Consider the following 16,787-nt stretch of genomic DNA (forward strand, 5'->3'; position numbering starts at 1 on the left):
TCCCCAGCGAACATCCACACGTGCATCACTGGAAACGCTGAACGGCGAAGTCGAATCTGGAGCCAGTCACATGTTCCGTAGAACCCTCTTACCCATCCCGTTTGCCGCGATGCTTGCGCTCGCAGCATGCGGCAACAATAACGTGAGCACGCCGGCGTCCTCGCCGGCTACCGCTTCGACGCCGGCAGCAACGGTATCGGCGCAGGATGCCGTCACGACGGCCACGCCGATCAAACACGTGGTGGTGATCTTCGGCGAGAACGTTTCGTTCGACCACTACTTCGCCACCTACCCGCAGGCCTCCAACCCGGTCGGCGAGCCGCAGTTCACCGCAGCGGCGGGCACGCCCACGGTCAACAACCTCGCCAACAACAACCTGATCACCGCGAACCCGAACGCGCTGTCGACCTCGCCGAACACGGCAGGCCGCACGGTCGGCTCCGTAGCGGTCGCGGGCCTTGGTCTGCCGGCTGCCGATCTGCTGCCGTTCCGTCTCGATCGTTCGCAAGCCAATACGTCGAGCCAGAATCACGCGTATGCCGCGGAACAGCTCGCGTATAACAACGGCGCGATGGATTCGTTCCCGCTGTTCACGGCGGCAGGTTCGACGATTGCCGGCAGCACCGGCGCGTTCGCCACGAAGGGCCAGGTGCTTGGCTACTTCGACGGCAACACGGTCACGGCAATGTGGAACTACGCGCAGAACTTCGCGCTGAACCAGAACGCGTACACGGACACGTATGGTCCGTCGACGCCGGGCGCGATTGAAGTGGTCTCGGGCCAGAACAACGGCGTGGTGGTGACGGGCGGTACCTCGGCCAACGCGATTCCGGATTCGACCGGCGGCTTCACGCTGGTCGGCGACCTGGACCCGACCGGCGACGCCTGCACGATCGCGGCAAAGAGCTCGCCGACGGCCGCGATGTCGTCTGCCAACAAGAACATCGGCGACCTGCTCAACGCGAAGGGTCTCTCGTGGGGCGGCTTCATGGGCGGCTTCAACCTGAGCACGGTGAACGCCAACGGCACCACCGGCTGCGCACGTTCGACCTTCTCGCAAGTGCTGAACGCGACCAAGGCCGACTACGTGCAGCATCACAACTGGTTCCAGTACTACCCGACCACGGCCAACCTCGCGCACACGCGTCCGACGTCGACGACAGTGATCGGCATGACCGATCCGCTGGACAACTCGGCTACGCCGGTTCACCACCAGTACGACACCGACGACTTCTTCGCCGCGGTGAAGGCCGGCAACTATCCGTCGGTGAGCTTCCTGAAGGCGCCGGCGATCAGCGACGGTCACCCGGGCAACTCGGACCCGATCGACGAGCAGGCTTTCGTCACGAAGGTGATCAACTTCCTGCAGCAACAGCCTGACTGGAAGAACACCGCCGTGATCATCGCTTACGACGATTCGGACGGTTGGTACGATCACCGCTTCATGGCGCCGAAGAACTCGTCGTTCGATTCGACCACGGCGCAATCCGCGGGCGGCGTGACGGTGGCCGGCACCGACAACCTGAGCGGTACGGGTCAGTGCACGGCAACGGGCGCGGTTCAACCGCAGGGTGTGAATGGCGGCGCAGTGAACGGCCGTTGCGGCCCGGGTACGCGTACGCCGTTTATCGTGGTGTCACCGTGGGCGAAGGTCAACTTCGTCGACGATACGCCGATCACCCAGGCCTCCGTGGTCAAGTTCATCGAGGACAACTGGCTTGGCGGTCAACGCCTTGGCAACGGTTCGTTCGATGCAGCCGCTGGCAGCATCATGAACATGTTCAACTTCTCGGGCTCCGGCAACAATCCGACGGTGTATCTGGATCAGAACCTGGGTACCAGGCTGTCGGCTCCGCCGGCGAGCTGAGCGACACGTGTGAATGGCTCTTCTGGTGCGCTTCTGATGGATTCAACCTCAGGTCATGCACGCGCGCTGTTCGTGCGTGACCTGACGAAGCAAGGCACCAGCAGGGTATGAAGCACATCAAGCTGTAGTTGGGCGTCGAGCCAGTGCAAACGTGCTGGCTCGATTTGCTTTTTGATCGCACCCGATCGAATTATTTGTCACTACCGCCATGAATCATCCTTCAGACGCCGTCCTGCCCTCGCACCTGCCTGCCGGCGGTGAGCCGGGTCCCGTCATTACCCGTCGCTCGTGGCTCCGGCTGCTCGCGTGGAGCGCTGCCGGCATCGTGTTTGCGCTCGTCGTGGTTTGCGCGTACGCGCTCGTCTATCCGGAACGGATGCCGCCCGCCGTCGGCGCGATCGTCGAAGAAATCACCGGCGCGAATCCGAATCCGGTTCAACTGATGCGTCCGCAAGACGCGCCGCTGAGCGCGGTTGCGCTGCTCGGCAAACAGATTTTTTTCGACGCGTCGCTATCGGCTTCGGGTACGCAGTCGTGTGCGTCGTGCCACTCGCCACAGCATTCGTACGCACCGGATAACGCGTTTCCGGTGCAACTGGGCGGCGCGCACATGAATCAGGCCGGCTACCGGCCGCCGCCGTCGCTGGCCTATCTGTATCGCCAGGCCCCGTTCAGCATCGGGCCGGATCAGGGCGATACCGACGTGCCGGTGGATATGACGCAACTGGCCTCACAGGCCGCCGGCGTACAGCGTGCACAGAAGACGGCGCTCGCCGCGCCGGCCGCTCCGGCAATGGTGCCGCAAGGTGGCTTGTTCTGGGATGGCCGCGCCGATACGCTGCAAATCCAGGCAATCGGTCCGCTGATGAATCCGGTGGAAATGGCCAATGCGACGCAAGAAGATGTCGCGCGCAAGCTGCTGCAAACGAAGTATCTGGACCAGTTCAAACAGATCTTCGGGCCGGGCATCGTCAGCAATCCGAGTCTGCTGATTTCGGAAGCCATGTTCGCAGTGGGACGGTATCAGACCGAGGACCAGTCGTTTCATGCCTTTACCAGCAAGTACGACTACTGGCTCGAAGGTAAGGCGCGCCTGACGCATGCGGAGTTGCATGGTTTGCAGTTGTTCAACGATAAGGACAAGGCTAACTGCGCCGGTTGTCACCTGAGTCAGCCCAGCAAGGACGGTCTGCCGCCGGTGTTTACCGATACGCAGTACGAGGCGCTTGGTGTGCCGCGCAATCCGGCCATTCCGATCAACAAGGATCCGAAGTTCTTCGATATGGGCGTGTGCGGGCCGTTCCGCGACGACATGAAGACGGAGACGCAGTACTGTGGGATGTTCCTGACGCCGACCCTGCGTAACGTTGCCGAACGCAAGGTGTTCTTCCATAACGGCGTTTATCACGACCTCAAACAGGTCATGGATTTCTACAACCTGCGCAATACGGCGCCCGAGAAGATCTATCCGCGGGATGCGTCGGGCAAGGTACAGAAATACAACGATCTGCCGCCGCAGTATCACGCCAATGTCGACGTCGCCGACGCGCCGTTCGATCGTAAATTCGGCGATCAGCCGGCCATGACGGATCAGGATATTCAGGACATCATTGCGTTTATGAAAACGCTGAGTGACGGGTACAAGTCCGGTTCCTGAGCGCTTAGGGGCAACGGTTGCGTAGCGCTTGCATAGTGTTTGCGCGGCGGCTTGCGCGGCGCCGCGCGAGCCGGTGAGGTATCCTTGCCGGCTCCGCGACCACTTTCCGTACCCTGCCCGATGGCTGATTTCCCTTTCGACGCCGTACTTTTCGACTGCGACGGCGTGCTCGTCGACTCCGAACCCATCACCAACCGCGTGCTCACCGAAATGCTCGGCGAGTTGGGCTGGCAATTGAGCGTCGAAGAGGCGATGCAGATTTTTGTCGGCAAGGCCGTTCGAGATGAAGCCGCACTCATCGAGGCGCGCACGGGTTTCGCAATTACCGCGGACTGGCTCATGCAGTTTCGCGCGCGCCGCAATGAGGCGCTCGACCGCGAACTGGTGGCGATTGACGGCGCGGCCTCGGCCGTGCGCGCGCTTTACGCGACACTCGACGGCCGCATTGCCGTTGCTTCAGGCGCCGATCGCGTCAAGGTCGAGTTGCAACTGGCCAAGGCCGGTATTCTCGACTGCTTCACAGGGCGTATTTCCAGTGGTCACGAAACGCCGCGCAACAAGCCCTATCCCGATGTCTATCTCGCCGCAGCCGCAGGCTTGGGTGTAGACCCGCAGCGTTGCGCCGTGGTGGACGATACGGTCACGGGCGTGACGGCCGGTGTGGCCGCCGGCGCCACGGTGTTCGGCTACTGCCCGAAAGAATTGAGCCACAGCAGCGCGACTGCGCTGCACGGCGCGGGCGCGGTTCACGTCTTTCGGGACATGGCCGAATTGCCCGCCCTGCTCGCCGGATGGCACGGCGTGCAGGGCTGAAGACACGCCTGTCATGCGCCGACCGGCGTTCAATCCTGCCGATGCGCTTTCAGCCACGCGAGCACGTCGGCCGCATTCCGATCGGGCGGAAACACGGGATAGAAGACCTTTTCGATGACACCGTGGCTGACGATCATCGCGAGCCGCTTAAGCAAGGTCATGCCGGCCGTTTCGAAGGTCGGCAAGGACAGTGCCTCGGTGAAGCGCAGATCCACGTCGGACAATAACGGAAACGACAGGTGAAGGCGCTCCACGGCCTCGCGCTGACGGGCCGGGTCCTGGGTAGAAAGTCCGAACAGATACTCCGCCCCGGCCTCCCGGAGTTCATCCGCATAGTCACGGAAGGCACAGGATTGCGGCGTGCATCCCGGGGCGCCGGGAATTGCGAGCCAGCCATCCAGAAGCGGGGCGTCCGGCCGTTTCTTCCACGGATAGGCGTAGATGACCGTTCGCCCCGCAAGGCTGCTGAGATGCACCGCCTCGCCGCTCGTCGAGGTCAATGCGAAATCCGGCAGGCTTGTCCCTTCCAGATGGTTTGCTGCACCATCGTCAATGGGTACCGGTAGCGTCGACCAGTCGATCACAATCGTGTCCGTCATGTGCTGCTCCTTGGGTGAGCCAGCGGGCGGAAGAGGCGCTACCAACAAAAAAGCCCCAACCGTTGCCGGCGGGGCTATGTGACTTGCGCTCCTGCGAACTCCTAACGCGTACACGCCCCCGATGACCAAGCCGAATGGGCTTGTGCATGACGGTGGATCGTAATCGCGGTTGACGTGAAGTTTCGCATGACGATGAAGTGTGCCCGCGCGATGGAGGGCTGTCAACGCACGCCTGTTCCTATTGCGCCTTGTCCAGCCGACGCAGTACCTGCCCGCTCGCGCTGTCTTCCACCTGCCAGCCTTCGGTTTTCAAACGGTCGCGCAAACGGTCGGCCGCGTTCCAGTCCTTAGCCGCGCGGGCCCTTTCGCGTTCAGCGGCGAGACGCCCGATATCGGCGGGAATCGCCGACACGTCCTCCTTCCAGTCGGCAAGCCGAAGTCCGAGCACGGCGTCGAAGCAATCGACCGTTGCCCGCCGCGTGGCCGCCGGAAGATCGCTTCTCACCACGTCCCACAGCACGGCGAGCGCACGTGGCAGATTCAGGTCCTGATCGACCTCGAGCTTGAAACGATCGACGTAGACGTCATCGGGTGCTCCCCCTTCCGGCCATTGCACGTACGCGCGGCGCAAACGGTCCAACGCGGCTTGCGCAGCATCGAGCGCCTCCATGCTGAAACGCAGGTTGCTGCGGTAATGCGCACTCAGGCATAAGTAACGATACGCAAGCGGATCGATGCCCCGCCCGGTCAATGTCGCGAGGCGCACGAAGTCGCCACCCGACTTGGACATCTTGCCGGCATCCAGCATGAGGAAATGACCGTGCATCCAGAAGTTGGCGAGACGGGTTCCATGGCATGCCAGAGTTTGCGCGATTTCATTGCTGTGATGCACGGCGATGTGATCTTCTCCGCCGCAATGAATGTCGAACCACGGGCTCAGGTATTTCGCCGACATTGCCGAGCATTCGATATGCCACCCCGGAAAGCCCCGGCCCCATGGACTATCCCACTCCATCTGCCGCTCGGTATCCGGAGGGCTGAATTTCCACAGTGCGAAGTCGGTCGCGTGCCGCTTCTCGCCTGGTGCAACGCGTTTGCCCGGTTGCAGCCCCGCTGCATCGAGACGCGCGAGAAAGCCGTAATCGTCCTGTTTGCTCGTGTCGAAGTAGATGCCGTCGGCCGTGCGGTAGGCATAGCCGTTGCGCTCGATCCCGGCAATGAAATCGATCTGTTCGGCTATGTGATCGGTCGCCCGGCACCACAGGGAGGGTTCCAGCAGGTTCAACGCGCGCCAGTCGTTCATGAGCGCCGCGGTATAGCGTTCCGCGATTGCCCATGCCGACTCGCCGGTGCGCCGGCTGCCCTTCTCCATTTTGTCTTCGCCTTCGTCGGCATCGGAGACCAGATGACCCACGTCGGTGATATTGACAACGTGCCGCACGCTGTAGCCGTTCAATACCAGTACGCGTCGCAGCACGTCTTCGAATACGTAGGTTCGCAGGTTGCCGATGTGCGCGTGGTCGTACACGGTAGGGCCGCAGCAATACAGACCGACGTGGTCCGCCTGAATCGGCGAGAAAGCGCGCAAGGTGCGCGACCAGGTGTCGTACAGGACGAGCGGCATGTGAACTCCCGTGGTGTTAAACGCGTAAAAATGCAGAGCAGAACGGCCAAAACAAAAAAACCAAAACAAAAAAGCCACCGGTCTTGTGACGGGTGGCCTCAGGGATACGGACGGTACAGATCGACTCGCTAAACGCGGGCTCCCCTTGGCAGGCTGCAACAGCATGCGTGCAAAGAATGCGAACGGGAACGGATAGAAGCGATCATGGAAACGATGCTACCGTCTGTTTCGAGGCGGGTCAATCGCGAATCGCCGGATAGTGCCGGCATGGCATGTCCTGGGCGCAGATGAAAAAACCCCCGCAAGACTTTCGCCTTGCGGGGGTTTTTCTCAATCTGCTGCGTTATCCGGCTAGCGGGACATCATGTGCATGCTGACGTTATGCATGATCCACAACGAACCGACGATCAGAATCACGGCCGTCAGTACGGTGAAGCCGAACGCCATGACGTTCCAGCGCTGTGACGACGAGGCATTCATGTGCAGGAAGAAAATCAGATGCACGACGATCTGCACGAATGCGAGACCCGCGATCGCGAGCAATGCGTTCTCGCCCGTCAACGTGCCGGTTAGCACGAGGCCGAATGCGGCCGCCGTCAATACGACGGAGAGAATGAAACCCACCGTATAGCTGCCGAAGCTGCCGTGACTTTCGCCGCTATGACCTTTATCCGGATGTGCCAGGTGTGAGTGATGGCTATGGTCCATTTAGATCACGCTCGCAAGGTAGACAAAGGTGAAGACGCCAATCCACACGACGTCCAGAAAGTGCCAGAAAAGGCTCAGGCACGTCAGGCGGATCATGTCGCGCTCGGTCAGATCGCGATGACGCATCACCTGCACGGCGAGCACCGCCATCCAGATCAGACCGCACGTCACGTGCAAACCGTGCGTGCCGACCAGTGTAAAGAACGACGACAGGAACGCACTGCGGCTCGGGCCCGCACCTTGCGCGATCAGATGCGAGAACTCGCGCATTTCCAGCACGAGAAACGCGAGGCCCAGCAGGAACGTCACGCCGAGCCAGAACAGCAGCACGCCCTTCCTGTTCTTGTGCGCACCCAGCATCGCGAAACCATACGTGATGCTGCTCAGCAGCAGCATCGACGTTTCAAGCGCGACGCCCGGGATCTCGAACAGATCCTTGCCGGTCGGACCACCCGCGAACTGGTGCTGCATCACCGCGAACACCGCGAACAGCGACGCGAAGATGATGCAGTCCGTCATCAGGTACAGCCAGAAGCCGAATACCGAATGCGACGGCGGGTGATCGGCATGATGCGCATCGTGATGATGCAGGCTCGCCGCAAGAGTGTTGTTTGACATCAATCCACCTCCAACGCGACCTGCGCATCGGCGCCGGAGCGTTTTTCTTCAATCGCGACCTGCGCACCGGCGCCGGAGCGTTGTTGTTCAATCGCCGCTACCGTGGCAGCCGGGATGTAAAAGCCGTCGTTCTTCTGGAAGCTGTAAATGATCACAGTACCGATCGAACCGACCAGACCGACAATCGCGAGCCACCAGATGTGCCACACAGCGGCAAAACCCAGCACCAGCGAGAACATCGCCACAACCAGACCCGCAGACGTGTTCGACGGCATGTGAATGTCGCGATACACCGGCTTCGGCCGATTCTTGCGCAACTTCATTTCAGCGAATGCGTCCAGTTCACGCACGTCCGGAATGATCGCGAAGTTGTACGACGCCGGCGGCGAGCTCGTTGCCCATTCCAGCGTGTGACCGTCCCACGGATCGCCCGTCACGTCGCGGTTTTGCGGCAGGTTGCGATCGCGGATGCTGACGACCAGTTGCAGCACCTGGCAAGCGATACCGATGGCGATCAGCACAGCGCCGACCCACGCGAAGATCAGCCACGGATGCCAATCCGGATTGTCATAGTGATTCAGACGACGCGTCATGCCCATGAAGCCCAGCACGTACAACGGCGTGAACGCGACCCAAAAACCGATCTGCCAGAACCAGAACGACGCCTTGCCCCACTTCTCATTGAGCTTGAAGCCGAAGGCCTTCGGGAACCAGTAGTTGAAACCGGCCAGGTAGCCGAACAGCACGCCACCAATAATCACGTTGTGGAAGTGAGCGATCAGAAACAGGCTGTTATGCAGCACGAAGTCCGCGCCAGGAATCGCCATCATCACGCCGGTCATACCGCCGATCGTGAAGGTGACCATGAAGCCGAGGGTCCACAGGATCGGCGTCGTGAACTGCAGACGGCCCTTGTAGATCGTGAACAGCCAGTTGAACACTTTCACGCCGGTCGGAATCGCAATGACCATCGTCGCGATACCGAAGAACGCATTGACGTCAGCGCCCGAACCCATCGTGAAGAAGTGGTGCAGCCACACGAGGAACGACAGCACCATGATCGCGCAGGTTGCCCACACCATCGTCTTGTAGCCGAACAGCGGCTTCTTGGCGAACGTCGCGACGACTTCCGAGAAGATACCGAACGCAGGCAGGATCAGGATGTACACCTCAGGGTGACCCCATGCCCAGATCAGGTTCAGGTACAGCATGGCGTTGCCGCCGCCGTCGTTCGTGAAGAAGTGCATGCCGAGGTAGCGGTCCAGACCGAGCAGCGCGAGCGTGACGGTCAGGATCGGGAACGCGGCCATGATCAGCACGTTCGTGCACAGGGCAGTCCACGTGAACACCGGCATTTTCATCCAGGTCATGCCAGGCGCGCGCATCTTGACGATGGTCACGAAGAAGTTCACGCCAGTCAGCAACGTACCGATACCGGATAGCTGCAGACTCCACAGGTAGTAATCGACCCCGACACCTGGACTGAACTGCAATTCGGAGAGTGGCGGATAAGCCAGCCAGCCCGTTTGCGCGAATTCACCGATCACCAGCGAGATGTTGATCAGGATCGCGCTGATCGCGGTCATCCAGAAGCTCAACGAGTTGAGGAACGGGAACGCAACATCGCGGGCACCGATCTGCAACGGCACGATGATGTTCATCAGGCCGACCATGAACGCCATCGCCATGAAGAAAATCATGATGACGCCGTGCGCGGTAAAGATCTGGTCGTAATGGTGCGGCGGCAGGAAGCCTGGCGCGTTATACGACAGCGCCAGCTGGGTACGCATCATGATCGCGTCCGCGAAGCCGCGGAACAGCATGATGAGCGCAACCACGATGTACATCACGCCCAGCTTCTTGTGGTCGACCGAGGTGAGCCATTCGGTCCACAGGTAGCGCCACTTGCCAAAGTAGGTGATCAGACCCAGAACGAGCGCACCGCCGAGGGCGATCCCGGCAGCCGTCACCATGATGATCGGCTCGTGGTACGGAATCGAGTCTAGTGAAAGTTTTCCGAACATGCGTTACCCCTTACCCTTTGGCGCACAGTTAGCGTCTTTCATGTTGTCGAGGACGTTACCGTTGTTGTATCGGGCAACGATGTTGTGAAAGAGCTTCGGATCGACCGACGAGAAGTACCGCACCGGCTCCTTCTCGGTAGGCGCCGATACCGCGTGATAGCGGTCCATGTCGAGACGGTCGGACGAGGCGCGTACCTTGGCGACCCACGCATTGAACTCTTCAGGCGAGGTGGCGAGCGCGCGGAACTTCATGTCCGAAAATCCCCGGCCGCTGAAGTTCGCCGCAGTGCCCGCGTAATTGCCGGCTTCGTCGGCGATCAGATGCAGACGCGTTTGCATACCCGCCATCGCGTAGATCTGGCCGCCGAGTTGCGGAATGAAGAAGGAGTTCATCACCGTATCGGACGTGATGACAAAGTTGACCGGCGTGCCGACCGGGAACGCCAGCTGGTTCACCGAGGCAATGCCGAGGTCGGGATAGATGAAGAGCCACTTCCAGTCGAGCGCGACGACTTCGACGTTGATCGGCTTCACCTGCGACTCGAGCGGCTTGTACGGGTCGAGCTCATGCGTGCTCTTCCACGTCAGCACGGCGAGAAACAGAATGATCAGCGTCGGGATCGTCCAGATGGCGATTTCGATACCGGTTGAATGCACCCAGCCCGGACGGTATTCAGCATTTTTGTTCGAAGCGCGGTAGCGCCATGCGAACAGCAGCGTAAGCGCGATAACCGGAACCACCACAATCAGCATGGCCCAGGTCGACGTGGCGATCAGCTCACGTTCGGCCAGCCCCACACTCCCCTTCGGATTCAAAATATCGAGGTTGCTGCAACCCGAGAGCAACAACATGAGGCCGGTGGAAAGGAAACTTGTCGACCCTCGCAGAGTCTTTCCTTTCATATCCATTGCCTTCTTTCTACGACTTCAACGAACGTCATTCGACCGCTCTCCTTTTTATAAGCGATCGCATAATAAGGGGTCGTCGAGGGGATATAAACACACAGTTTTGCAACAATCTATTGCGTCGCAGCACCGCGCGACATGTTGTCGCAGGTCCAAGTGCACGTGGTGATCTGCCATGCTCAATCGCACGCTGCCGGCGAAGTCGCCGGATCACGAAAGTCCCTTTAAACAAGCGATAAAACGCAGCACGATCTGAATGATCGTGCTGCGCCGGATGCTCGAAAAGGGACGTTTATCGGAGCGAAGAACGCGTCAGGAAAAGGCCGCACTCATGCAACGAATGCTGCACCTGCTCAATCGCCCATCCTGATCAGCCTGGCGTGCGTGCCGCCACGGTTGCGGGCGCCGCCGCCTGCAGGTGTTCGCCACCGTCAACCGGTACGGAATCCGAAGGATGTGCGCTCCGTTCCGATTGAGCCAGCAGCGTACCGACCGACGGATCGATCGCATCGGTGAACGGCTTCGGATTGATACCGATGGCCAGCACCAGCAAAGCCATCGCGCCGAGCAGCACGAACTCGCGCTTGCCGAGGTCCTGCAGCTTCGCGACACGTGCGTTGGCAATCGCGCCGAAAATCACGCGTTTGTACATCCACAGCGTGTAGGCCGCGCTCAGCACCAGCGTCGTGGCCGCGATTGCGCCGATCCAGAAATTGAAACGGATCGCCCCCATCAACACCATGAATTCGCCGACAAAACCCGAGGTGCCCGGCAGGCCGATATTGGCCATCGAGAACAGCATCACGAAGGCGGCGAAGCGCGGCATGGTATTGGCGACGCCGCCGTATTCCGCAATCGAAGCGGTCTTGGTGCGGTCGTAGAGCATACCCGTGCACAGCAGCATCGCGCCGGAAACCACGCCGTACGACAGCATCTGCACAATTGCACCCGCCTGGCCGATGCGGTTGAAGACGAACAGGCCGAGCGTCACGAGCCCCATGTGGGCGATCGTCGAATACGCGAGCAGGCGGCGCATGTCGGTCTGCACGAGCGCCAGCAGGCTCGAATAGATCACCGCCACCAGCGAGAGCGTGATCATCATCGGCGCGAAGAAATGGCTGGCCTGCGGGGCGATCGGCAACGCGAAACGCAACAGACCGTAACCGCCCAGCTTGAGCATGCCGATCATCACGGCGGCGCCGGTCGGGCCGTCGAGGTGGACGTCCGGCAGCCACGTATGCAGCGGCCACATCGGCACCTTGACGCCAAACGCGGCCAGGAAACCGAGGAACACCAGCACCTGCGCCCAGGTGCCCAGATGCGTTTCGCGCCACAGCGCGAGATCGAAGCTATGCGTCTGGCTGTACAGGTACAGCATCGACATCAGCATCATCAGCGAGCCGAGGAACGAGACAAAGAAGAACTTCACCGCGGCATACGAGCGGTTCGAATTGCCCCACGTTCCGATCAGCAGGTACAGCGGAATCAGCGTCGCTTCGAACGAGATGAAGAACAGCATGCCGTCCATCGACGTGAATACGCCCTGCATGAAACCCGACAGCATCAGGAAGGAGCCGAAATACTGCGCGGTACGCTCGGTGATCGACTCCCATGAAGCGACCACGATTATGATCGTGGTCAGCGCGGTCAGCGCGACGAGCCACAGCGAAATCCCGTCCACGCCCACATGCCATGCGATATCGAACGTAGGCGACCAGCGGACATTCTCGACGAACTGCATCGACGTCACGTCATTGCGGAAGTTCGACACGAGCGGGATCACCGGCAGGAAGCCTGCCACCGCGCCGATCAGCGCGAGCCATCGCGTGCGACTACGTGCCGCGTCAGATCCGGCACGCAAAACCACCAGGCCGGCGACAATAGGGATCCAGATGAGTAGGCTAAGAAGCGGAGGCAATGGCATGTGTTCTGTTGAAAACTTGAAATACAAAACGCCGCTCCAACGCCTTCGAAAACGAAAGCATTGAAATGGATCTGTAGGCTGGATTTCGCTGAATTTGACGCCGAAGCGGTGCTGCCCGCCTCGCGTTTACCCGCAGTCGAATGACCAAGGGTGGGAGATTACCAAGATAAGAATACTTTTGCAGCGCAACAACGCTGCAACGCCCTTGGCAATGCATTGTTGTCACGTCCACGCTTGCGAAATAGCGGGAAATGTGCAAACGCACAAATTCGTTCCAACAGGTTATTCGCCATGCTTTTTGCATGCAGAAGAAAGCAATAGTCTGCCAATTAAGCACTCTTGCAGGAACGCTTCCGCGCGAGGCTTGCACCGGAATAGTTCATGCAAGCGCATAACATGCCTTCAGGCCTGATTTCGAGCCGCCGGCAAAAATTTAGCGCGGCCGCGAACAGAAAATTTTTTTGATCCGGCACTCTAAAGAAACGCCGGTATGCGCTCAAAAAGGCCTGCACGGCCCACTCGCCCGCCTGCTTTCAGACAGGTATCAGGCGATGGCAACGTAGCCTGCGAGCCTTACAGAACCCGAATATACTTCGGCGGTTCAGGGGCCGGCATACGTGCGCAGCAGCGCAGTTTCTTCGCACGGCTGGATGCCGCCCTCGCCGGTCAGACCTATCGGATACCGCATGCCGCTTTGTGATGAAGGTGTCGTTCCCGCGCTCGAATGCCGCGAACTTGGCAAGACCTACGGCGCCGGCCGCATTGTGCTGGCGCACCTCGATTTCAAGCTCGCACCGGGTGAATTCGTCGCGATCATGGGAGACTCAGGCGTCGGCAAATCGACGCTGCTCAATCTGATTGCGGGCTTGGACAGCGCGGATAGCGGCGACGTGATCATCGACGGCAGCACGGTCTCGCAACTGGATGACAACGCGGCAACGCGTCTGCGCCGGCAAAAGCTGGGCTTCGTGTTCCAGGCGTTTCATGTTCTGCCCCATCTGACGCTGGCGCAGAACGTCGCGCTGCCGTTGCTGCTAAACGACCTGCCCACGGCCGGCGCGCTCGATATGCTCGCGGCCGTCGGCCTGGGTGGCCGTGGCGATGATTTTCCACGGCAGCTGTCGGGCGGCGAGTTGCAGCGCGTCGCCATTGCGCGGGCGCTCGTGCATCATCCGAAACTGATTCTCGCCGACGAACCCACCGGCAACCTCGATCCCGATACCGCCCACGACGTGCTCGGCCTGTTCCGCGCGCAAAGCAAAGCTACGGGTGCGGCCACTATCATGGTCACGCACTCGGAAGCAGCCGCGGCCGTCGCAGACCGCATCCTGATTCTGAGCGACGGCGGTTTGCACGCGTCACCGGGACGCAACACCGTTTCCGGCTCGCCACCCGCTACTCGATCCACCGCGCGTTCAGCCGACGATGCACGCTGATCCACGCCCGCTACAGCGAATTCGAGGCCATCGCCTGCTCGCGCGCTGGCTGTTGAGCGCCGAGTGGCGCAGTCATCGCGGCCGCGCCCTGGTTGCAATCGCGACGATCGCGCTCGGTGTCGCGCTGGGCTATGCCGTTCAGTTGATCAACAGCGCGGCCTTCAATGAATTCTCGGCGGCGGCCCGCAGTCTCTCGGGCGAGGCCGATCTGCAGGTGCGCGGCGCCCAGCCCTTAATCGACGAGTCCATCTATCCGCGCCTGTCGACCGAGCCGGGTGTCGCGCTGGCGAGTCCGGTACTCGCTCTCGATGTCACGGTGCCGGATCGGAATGCCGCGCTACCCGTGCTCGGCATCGACGTGTTCAAGGCAAGCCGCATTGCGCCTGAGCTGATCGGCGTGCCGGCGCCGGAGCGGCCGTTCGATACGCTCGCCGCTAATACGGTATTTCTTTCGACCGCGGCGCAGCAATGGCTGAAGGTGAGGATCGGCGATAACGTGGCACTGCAAAACGGCACGTCGATCGTGCACTTGCGCGTGGCCGGCGGCCTTGTGAGAACCCGGCCTGGGCAGCGGCTCGCTGTGATGGATATTGCCGCCGCGCAATGGCAGTTCGGCAAGCTCGGCAAGCTGTCGCGCGTCGACGTGCAACTCGAACGCGGTGTCGATCGCGAACGCTTCAAGCGTGATCTGCAGGTGCGACTCGGCAACCGGTGGGTGATCGGCGAGACACGCGATGCCGAAAGCCGCACCGATCGTCTGTCGCGCGCTTATCGGATCAACATGAATGTGCTCGCACTGGTGGCGCTTTTCACTGGCGCGTTCCTCGTGTTTTCGACGCAGGCGCTGGGTGTCGTGCGGCGCCGCGCACAGTTTGCGATGCTGCGGGTGCTTGGCTTGACGCGTGGTCGGTTGCTGCGCCAGATCCTGATGGAAGGCGCGCTGCTCGGCCTGCTCGGTTCACTGTCCGGACTTGCGCTCGGCTATGCGCTGGCGAGCGGCGCGTTGCGTTTTTTCGGCAGCGACCTGGGCGGCGGCTACTTTCCCGGCGTGCAACCGCACGTCGGCTTCGAACCACTGGCCAGCGCACTGTTTCTGACGCTCGGCGTCGCCGTGTCGGTATTAGGCAGTCTTGCCCCCGCATTGGAGGCCGCGCGTGCGCGACCCGCGGCGGCGCTCAAAGCCGGTGCCGAAGAAGGCGCCTTGGCGCAACTGGCTACACCGTGGCCCGCGCTGAGCTGTCTGCTGGTTGCCGGCGCTCTCACGCAGGCGCCGCCTTTGCTCGACACGCCGATCGGCGGCTATCTGGCCGTTGCTCTACTACTGATCGGTGGGATTGCGCTGATGCCGCGCGTGACCGCTTTGATCTTTGGTGCAGCGAACCGTGCGCTTGGCGCGCGGCGTCGCGCCGGCGCGGCGAACACTTTGGCATTGGCGCGTCTCGCGAATGCGCCGGGCCACGCATCGATCGCAATGGGCGGCGTGCTGTCGAGCTTTGCGCTGATCGTCGCGATGGCGATCATGGTGGCCAGCTTCCGTGTTTCTGTCGAAGACTGGTTGGGCCACTTGCTCTCCGCCGATCTGTACGTTCGCGTGGCGCCGAATGGCGACACAGGCGGCTTGCGCCCGGACGAACAGACGCTGCTTGCCAGTGTGCCCGGCATCAGGACCGCTGCGTTCGCGCGCTTCTCGCATCTCACGCTCGACCCGGCACGCCCTGACGTCGCCCTGCTCGCGCGTAAAATCGATGCCGCCGATCCGGGCGCGAATCTGCAGATGACCGGAGCGGTATTGCCCCCCTCCCAACTTCATGACGGGGAAACACCTGTTTGGGTCTCCGAAGCAATGGTCGATCTGTATGGATATAAGCTTGGCCAGCGCTTGCAGTTGCCGCTCGGCGAGCGCGGCCACGTGTTTGTCGTGGCCGGTATCTGGCGTGATTACGCGCGCCAGACCGGCGCAATCCAGATACGGCTTGCGGATTACCGGCGCCTGACCGGCGACACGAATGCGACGGATGTGGCTGTCACGGTTCAACCGGGGACGAGTGTCGAGCGCGTGATGAGCGGCCTGCGTGCACTGCCCTTCCGTGCATCGCTGGAGCTGTCGCAGCCGGGTGAAATTCGCGCGCATACGCTGGTTATTTTCGATCGAAGTTTTGCCGTCACTTATCTTCTCGAGGGAGTCGCAATCGTTATCGGCCTGTTCGGCGTGGCGGCGACGTTTTCCGCGCAGACGCTCGCACGGGCCCGCGAGTTCGGCATGCTGCGACACGTAGGTGTGACCCGCTCGCAGGTTCTCGCGATCCTTGCACTCGAAGGCGGCATGCTCACCGCTTGCGGTATCGCGATGGGTTTTGTTCTTGGATTCGCGATCAGTCTGATCCTCGTATTCGTCGTCAATCCGCAGTCGTTTCATTGGAGCATGTCATTACACGTTCCATGGACCGTGCTCGGCACGGTCGCGCTGGTGATGCTGGCCTCGTCGTGTTCGACGGCGGTGATTGCGGGACGCGGCGCGGTATCGGTGGATGCGGTGCGCGCGGTGAAGGAGGATTGGTGATGAAGGGATTGCCGCGTGAGATGACGGCTCGCGTTGTGAGTGCGCGGCGGC

The 16,787-nt window shown here is 61.2% G+C and carries 12 protein-coding genes; 5 read left to right on the plus strand and 7 right to left on the minus strand.

Annotated features, from left to right (window positions below; genetic code table 11):
- Positions 1–70 precede the first annotated feature (70 nt).
- The 3 genes from GH665_RS30395 to GH665_RS30405 all read left to right on the plus strand — a co-directional run bounded on the left by GH665_RS30395 (position 71) and on the right by GH665_RS30405 (position 4,337).
- Positions 71–1,867 (plus strand): phospholipase C, encoded by a 1,797-nt coding sequence (locus GH665_RS30395; RefSeq protein ID WP_153140877.1) that lies wholly within the window; start codon positions 71–73, stop codon positions 1,865–1,867.
- 208 nt (positions 1,868–2,075) lie between these two features.
- The gene (locus GH665_RS30400) at positions 2,076–3,524 is read left to right on the plus strand and encodes a cytochrome-c peroxidase (RefSeq protein WP_153140878.1); all 1,449 of its coding nucleotides are present in this window, start codon (positions 2,076–2,078) and stop codon (positions 3,522–3,524) included.
- A 120-nt stretch (positions 3,525–3,644) separates the two neighbouring features.
- A complete protein-coding gene (locus GH665_RS30405; protein WP_153140879.1) occupies positions 3,645–4,337 on the plus strand; it encodes an HAD family hydrolase in 693 nt (230 codons plus the stop codon).
- A 29-nt stretch (positions 4,338–4,366) separates the two neighbouring features.
- Here GH665_RS30405 and GH665_RS30410 read toward each other — a convergent pair whose 3' ends face one another.
- The 7 genes from GH665_RS30410 to GH665_RS30440 all read right to left on the minus strand — a co-directional run bounded on the left by GH665_RS30410 (position 4,367) and on the right by GH665_RS30440 (position 12,740).
- Entirely contained in the window at positions 4,367–4,936 is a 570-nt protein-coding gene (locus GH665_RS30410) for a peroxiredoxin (RefSeq protein ID WP_153140880.1), read from the minus strand.
- Between the two features lie 238 nt (positions 4,937–5,174).
- Positions 5,175–6,560 carry a cysteine--tRNA ligase gene (gene cysS / locus GH665_RS30415; RefSeq protein ID WP_153140881.1) on the minus strand — a complete coding sequence of 462 codons (1,386 nt, stop codon included), beginning with the start codon at positions 6,558–6,560 and terminating at the stop codon, positions 5,175–5,177.
- Positions 6,561–6,911: 351 nt separating this feature from the next.
- Positions 6,912–7,268: a cytochrome o ubiquinol oxidase subunit IV gene (gene cyoD, locus GH665_RS30420; RefSeq protein WP_153140882.1), complete on the minus strand. Its 357-nt coding sequence runs from the start codon at positions 7,266–7,268 to the stop codon at positions 6,912–6,914.
- Positions 7,269–7,886, minus strand: a complete 618-nt coding sequence (gene cyoC / locus GH665_RS30425) for a cytochrome o ubiquinol oxidase subunit III (protein WP_153140883.1) — start codon at positions 7,884–7,886, stop codon at positions 7,269–7,271.
- Positions 7,886–9,910, minus strand: a complete 2,025-nt coding sequence (cyoB, locus tag GH665_RS30430; protein ID WP_153140884.1) for a cytochrome o ubiquinol oxidase subunit I — start codon at positions 9,908–9,910, stop codon at positions 7,886–7,888. Before cyoB ends, cyoC begins: the two co-directional genes overlap by 1 nt.
- 3 nt (positions 9,911–9,913) lie before the next feature.
- Positions 9,914–10,813, minus strand: coding sequence for a ubiquinol oxidase subunit II (gene cyoA, locus GH665_RS30435; RefSeq protein ID WP_153140885.1), 900 nt, complete (start codon positions 10,811–10,813; stop codon positions 9,914–9,916).
- 373 nt (positions 10,814–11,186) lie between these two features.
- On the minus strand, positions 11,187–12,740 hold the full coding sequence (locus tag GH665_RS30440) for an NADH-quinone oxidoreductase subunit M (RefSeq protein WP_153140886.1): 1,554 nt from the start codon (positions 12,738–12,740) through the stop codon (positions 11,187–11,189).
- Between the two features lie 686 nt (positions 12,741–13,426).
- On the opposite strand from GH665_RS30440, the gene GH665_RS30445 reads away from it, so the two are divergent.
- Positions 13,427–14,176, plus strand: a complete 750-nt coding sequence (locus GH665_RS30445; RefSeq protein WP_153140887.1) for an ABC transporter ATP-binding protein — start codon at positions 13,427–13,429, stop codon at positions 14,174–14,176.
- Complete coding sequence (locus tag GH665_RS30450) at positions 14,166–16,736, plus strand: FtsX-like permease family protein (protein WP_153140888.1); 2,571 nt, start codon at positions 14,166–14,168, stop codon at positions 16,734–16,736. Before GH665_RS30445 ends, GH665_RS30450 begins: the two co-directional genes overlap by 11 nt.
- Positions 16,737–16,787 lie beyond the last annotated feature (51 nt).

Source organism: Paraburkholderia agricolaris (genome assembly GCF_009455635.1).
In the GTDB taxonomy this organism is placed as follows: Bacteria; Pseudomonadota; Gammaproteobacteria; order Burkholderiales; family Burkholderiaceae; genus Paraburkholderia; species Paraburkholderia agricolaris.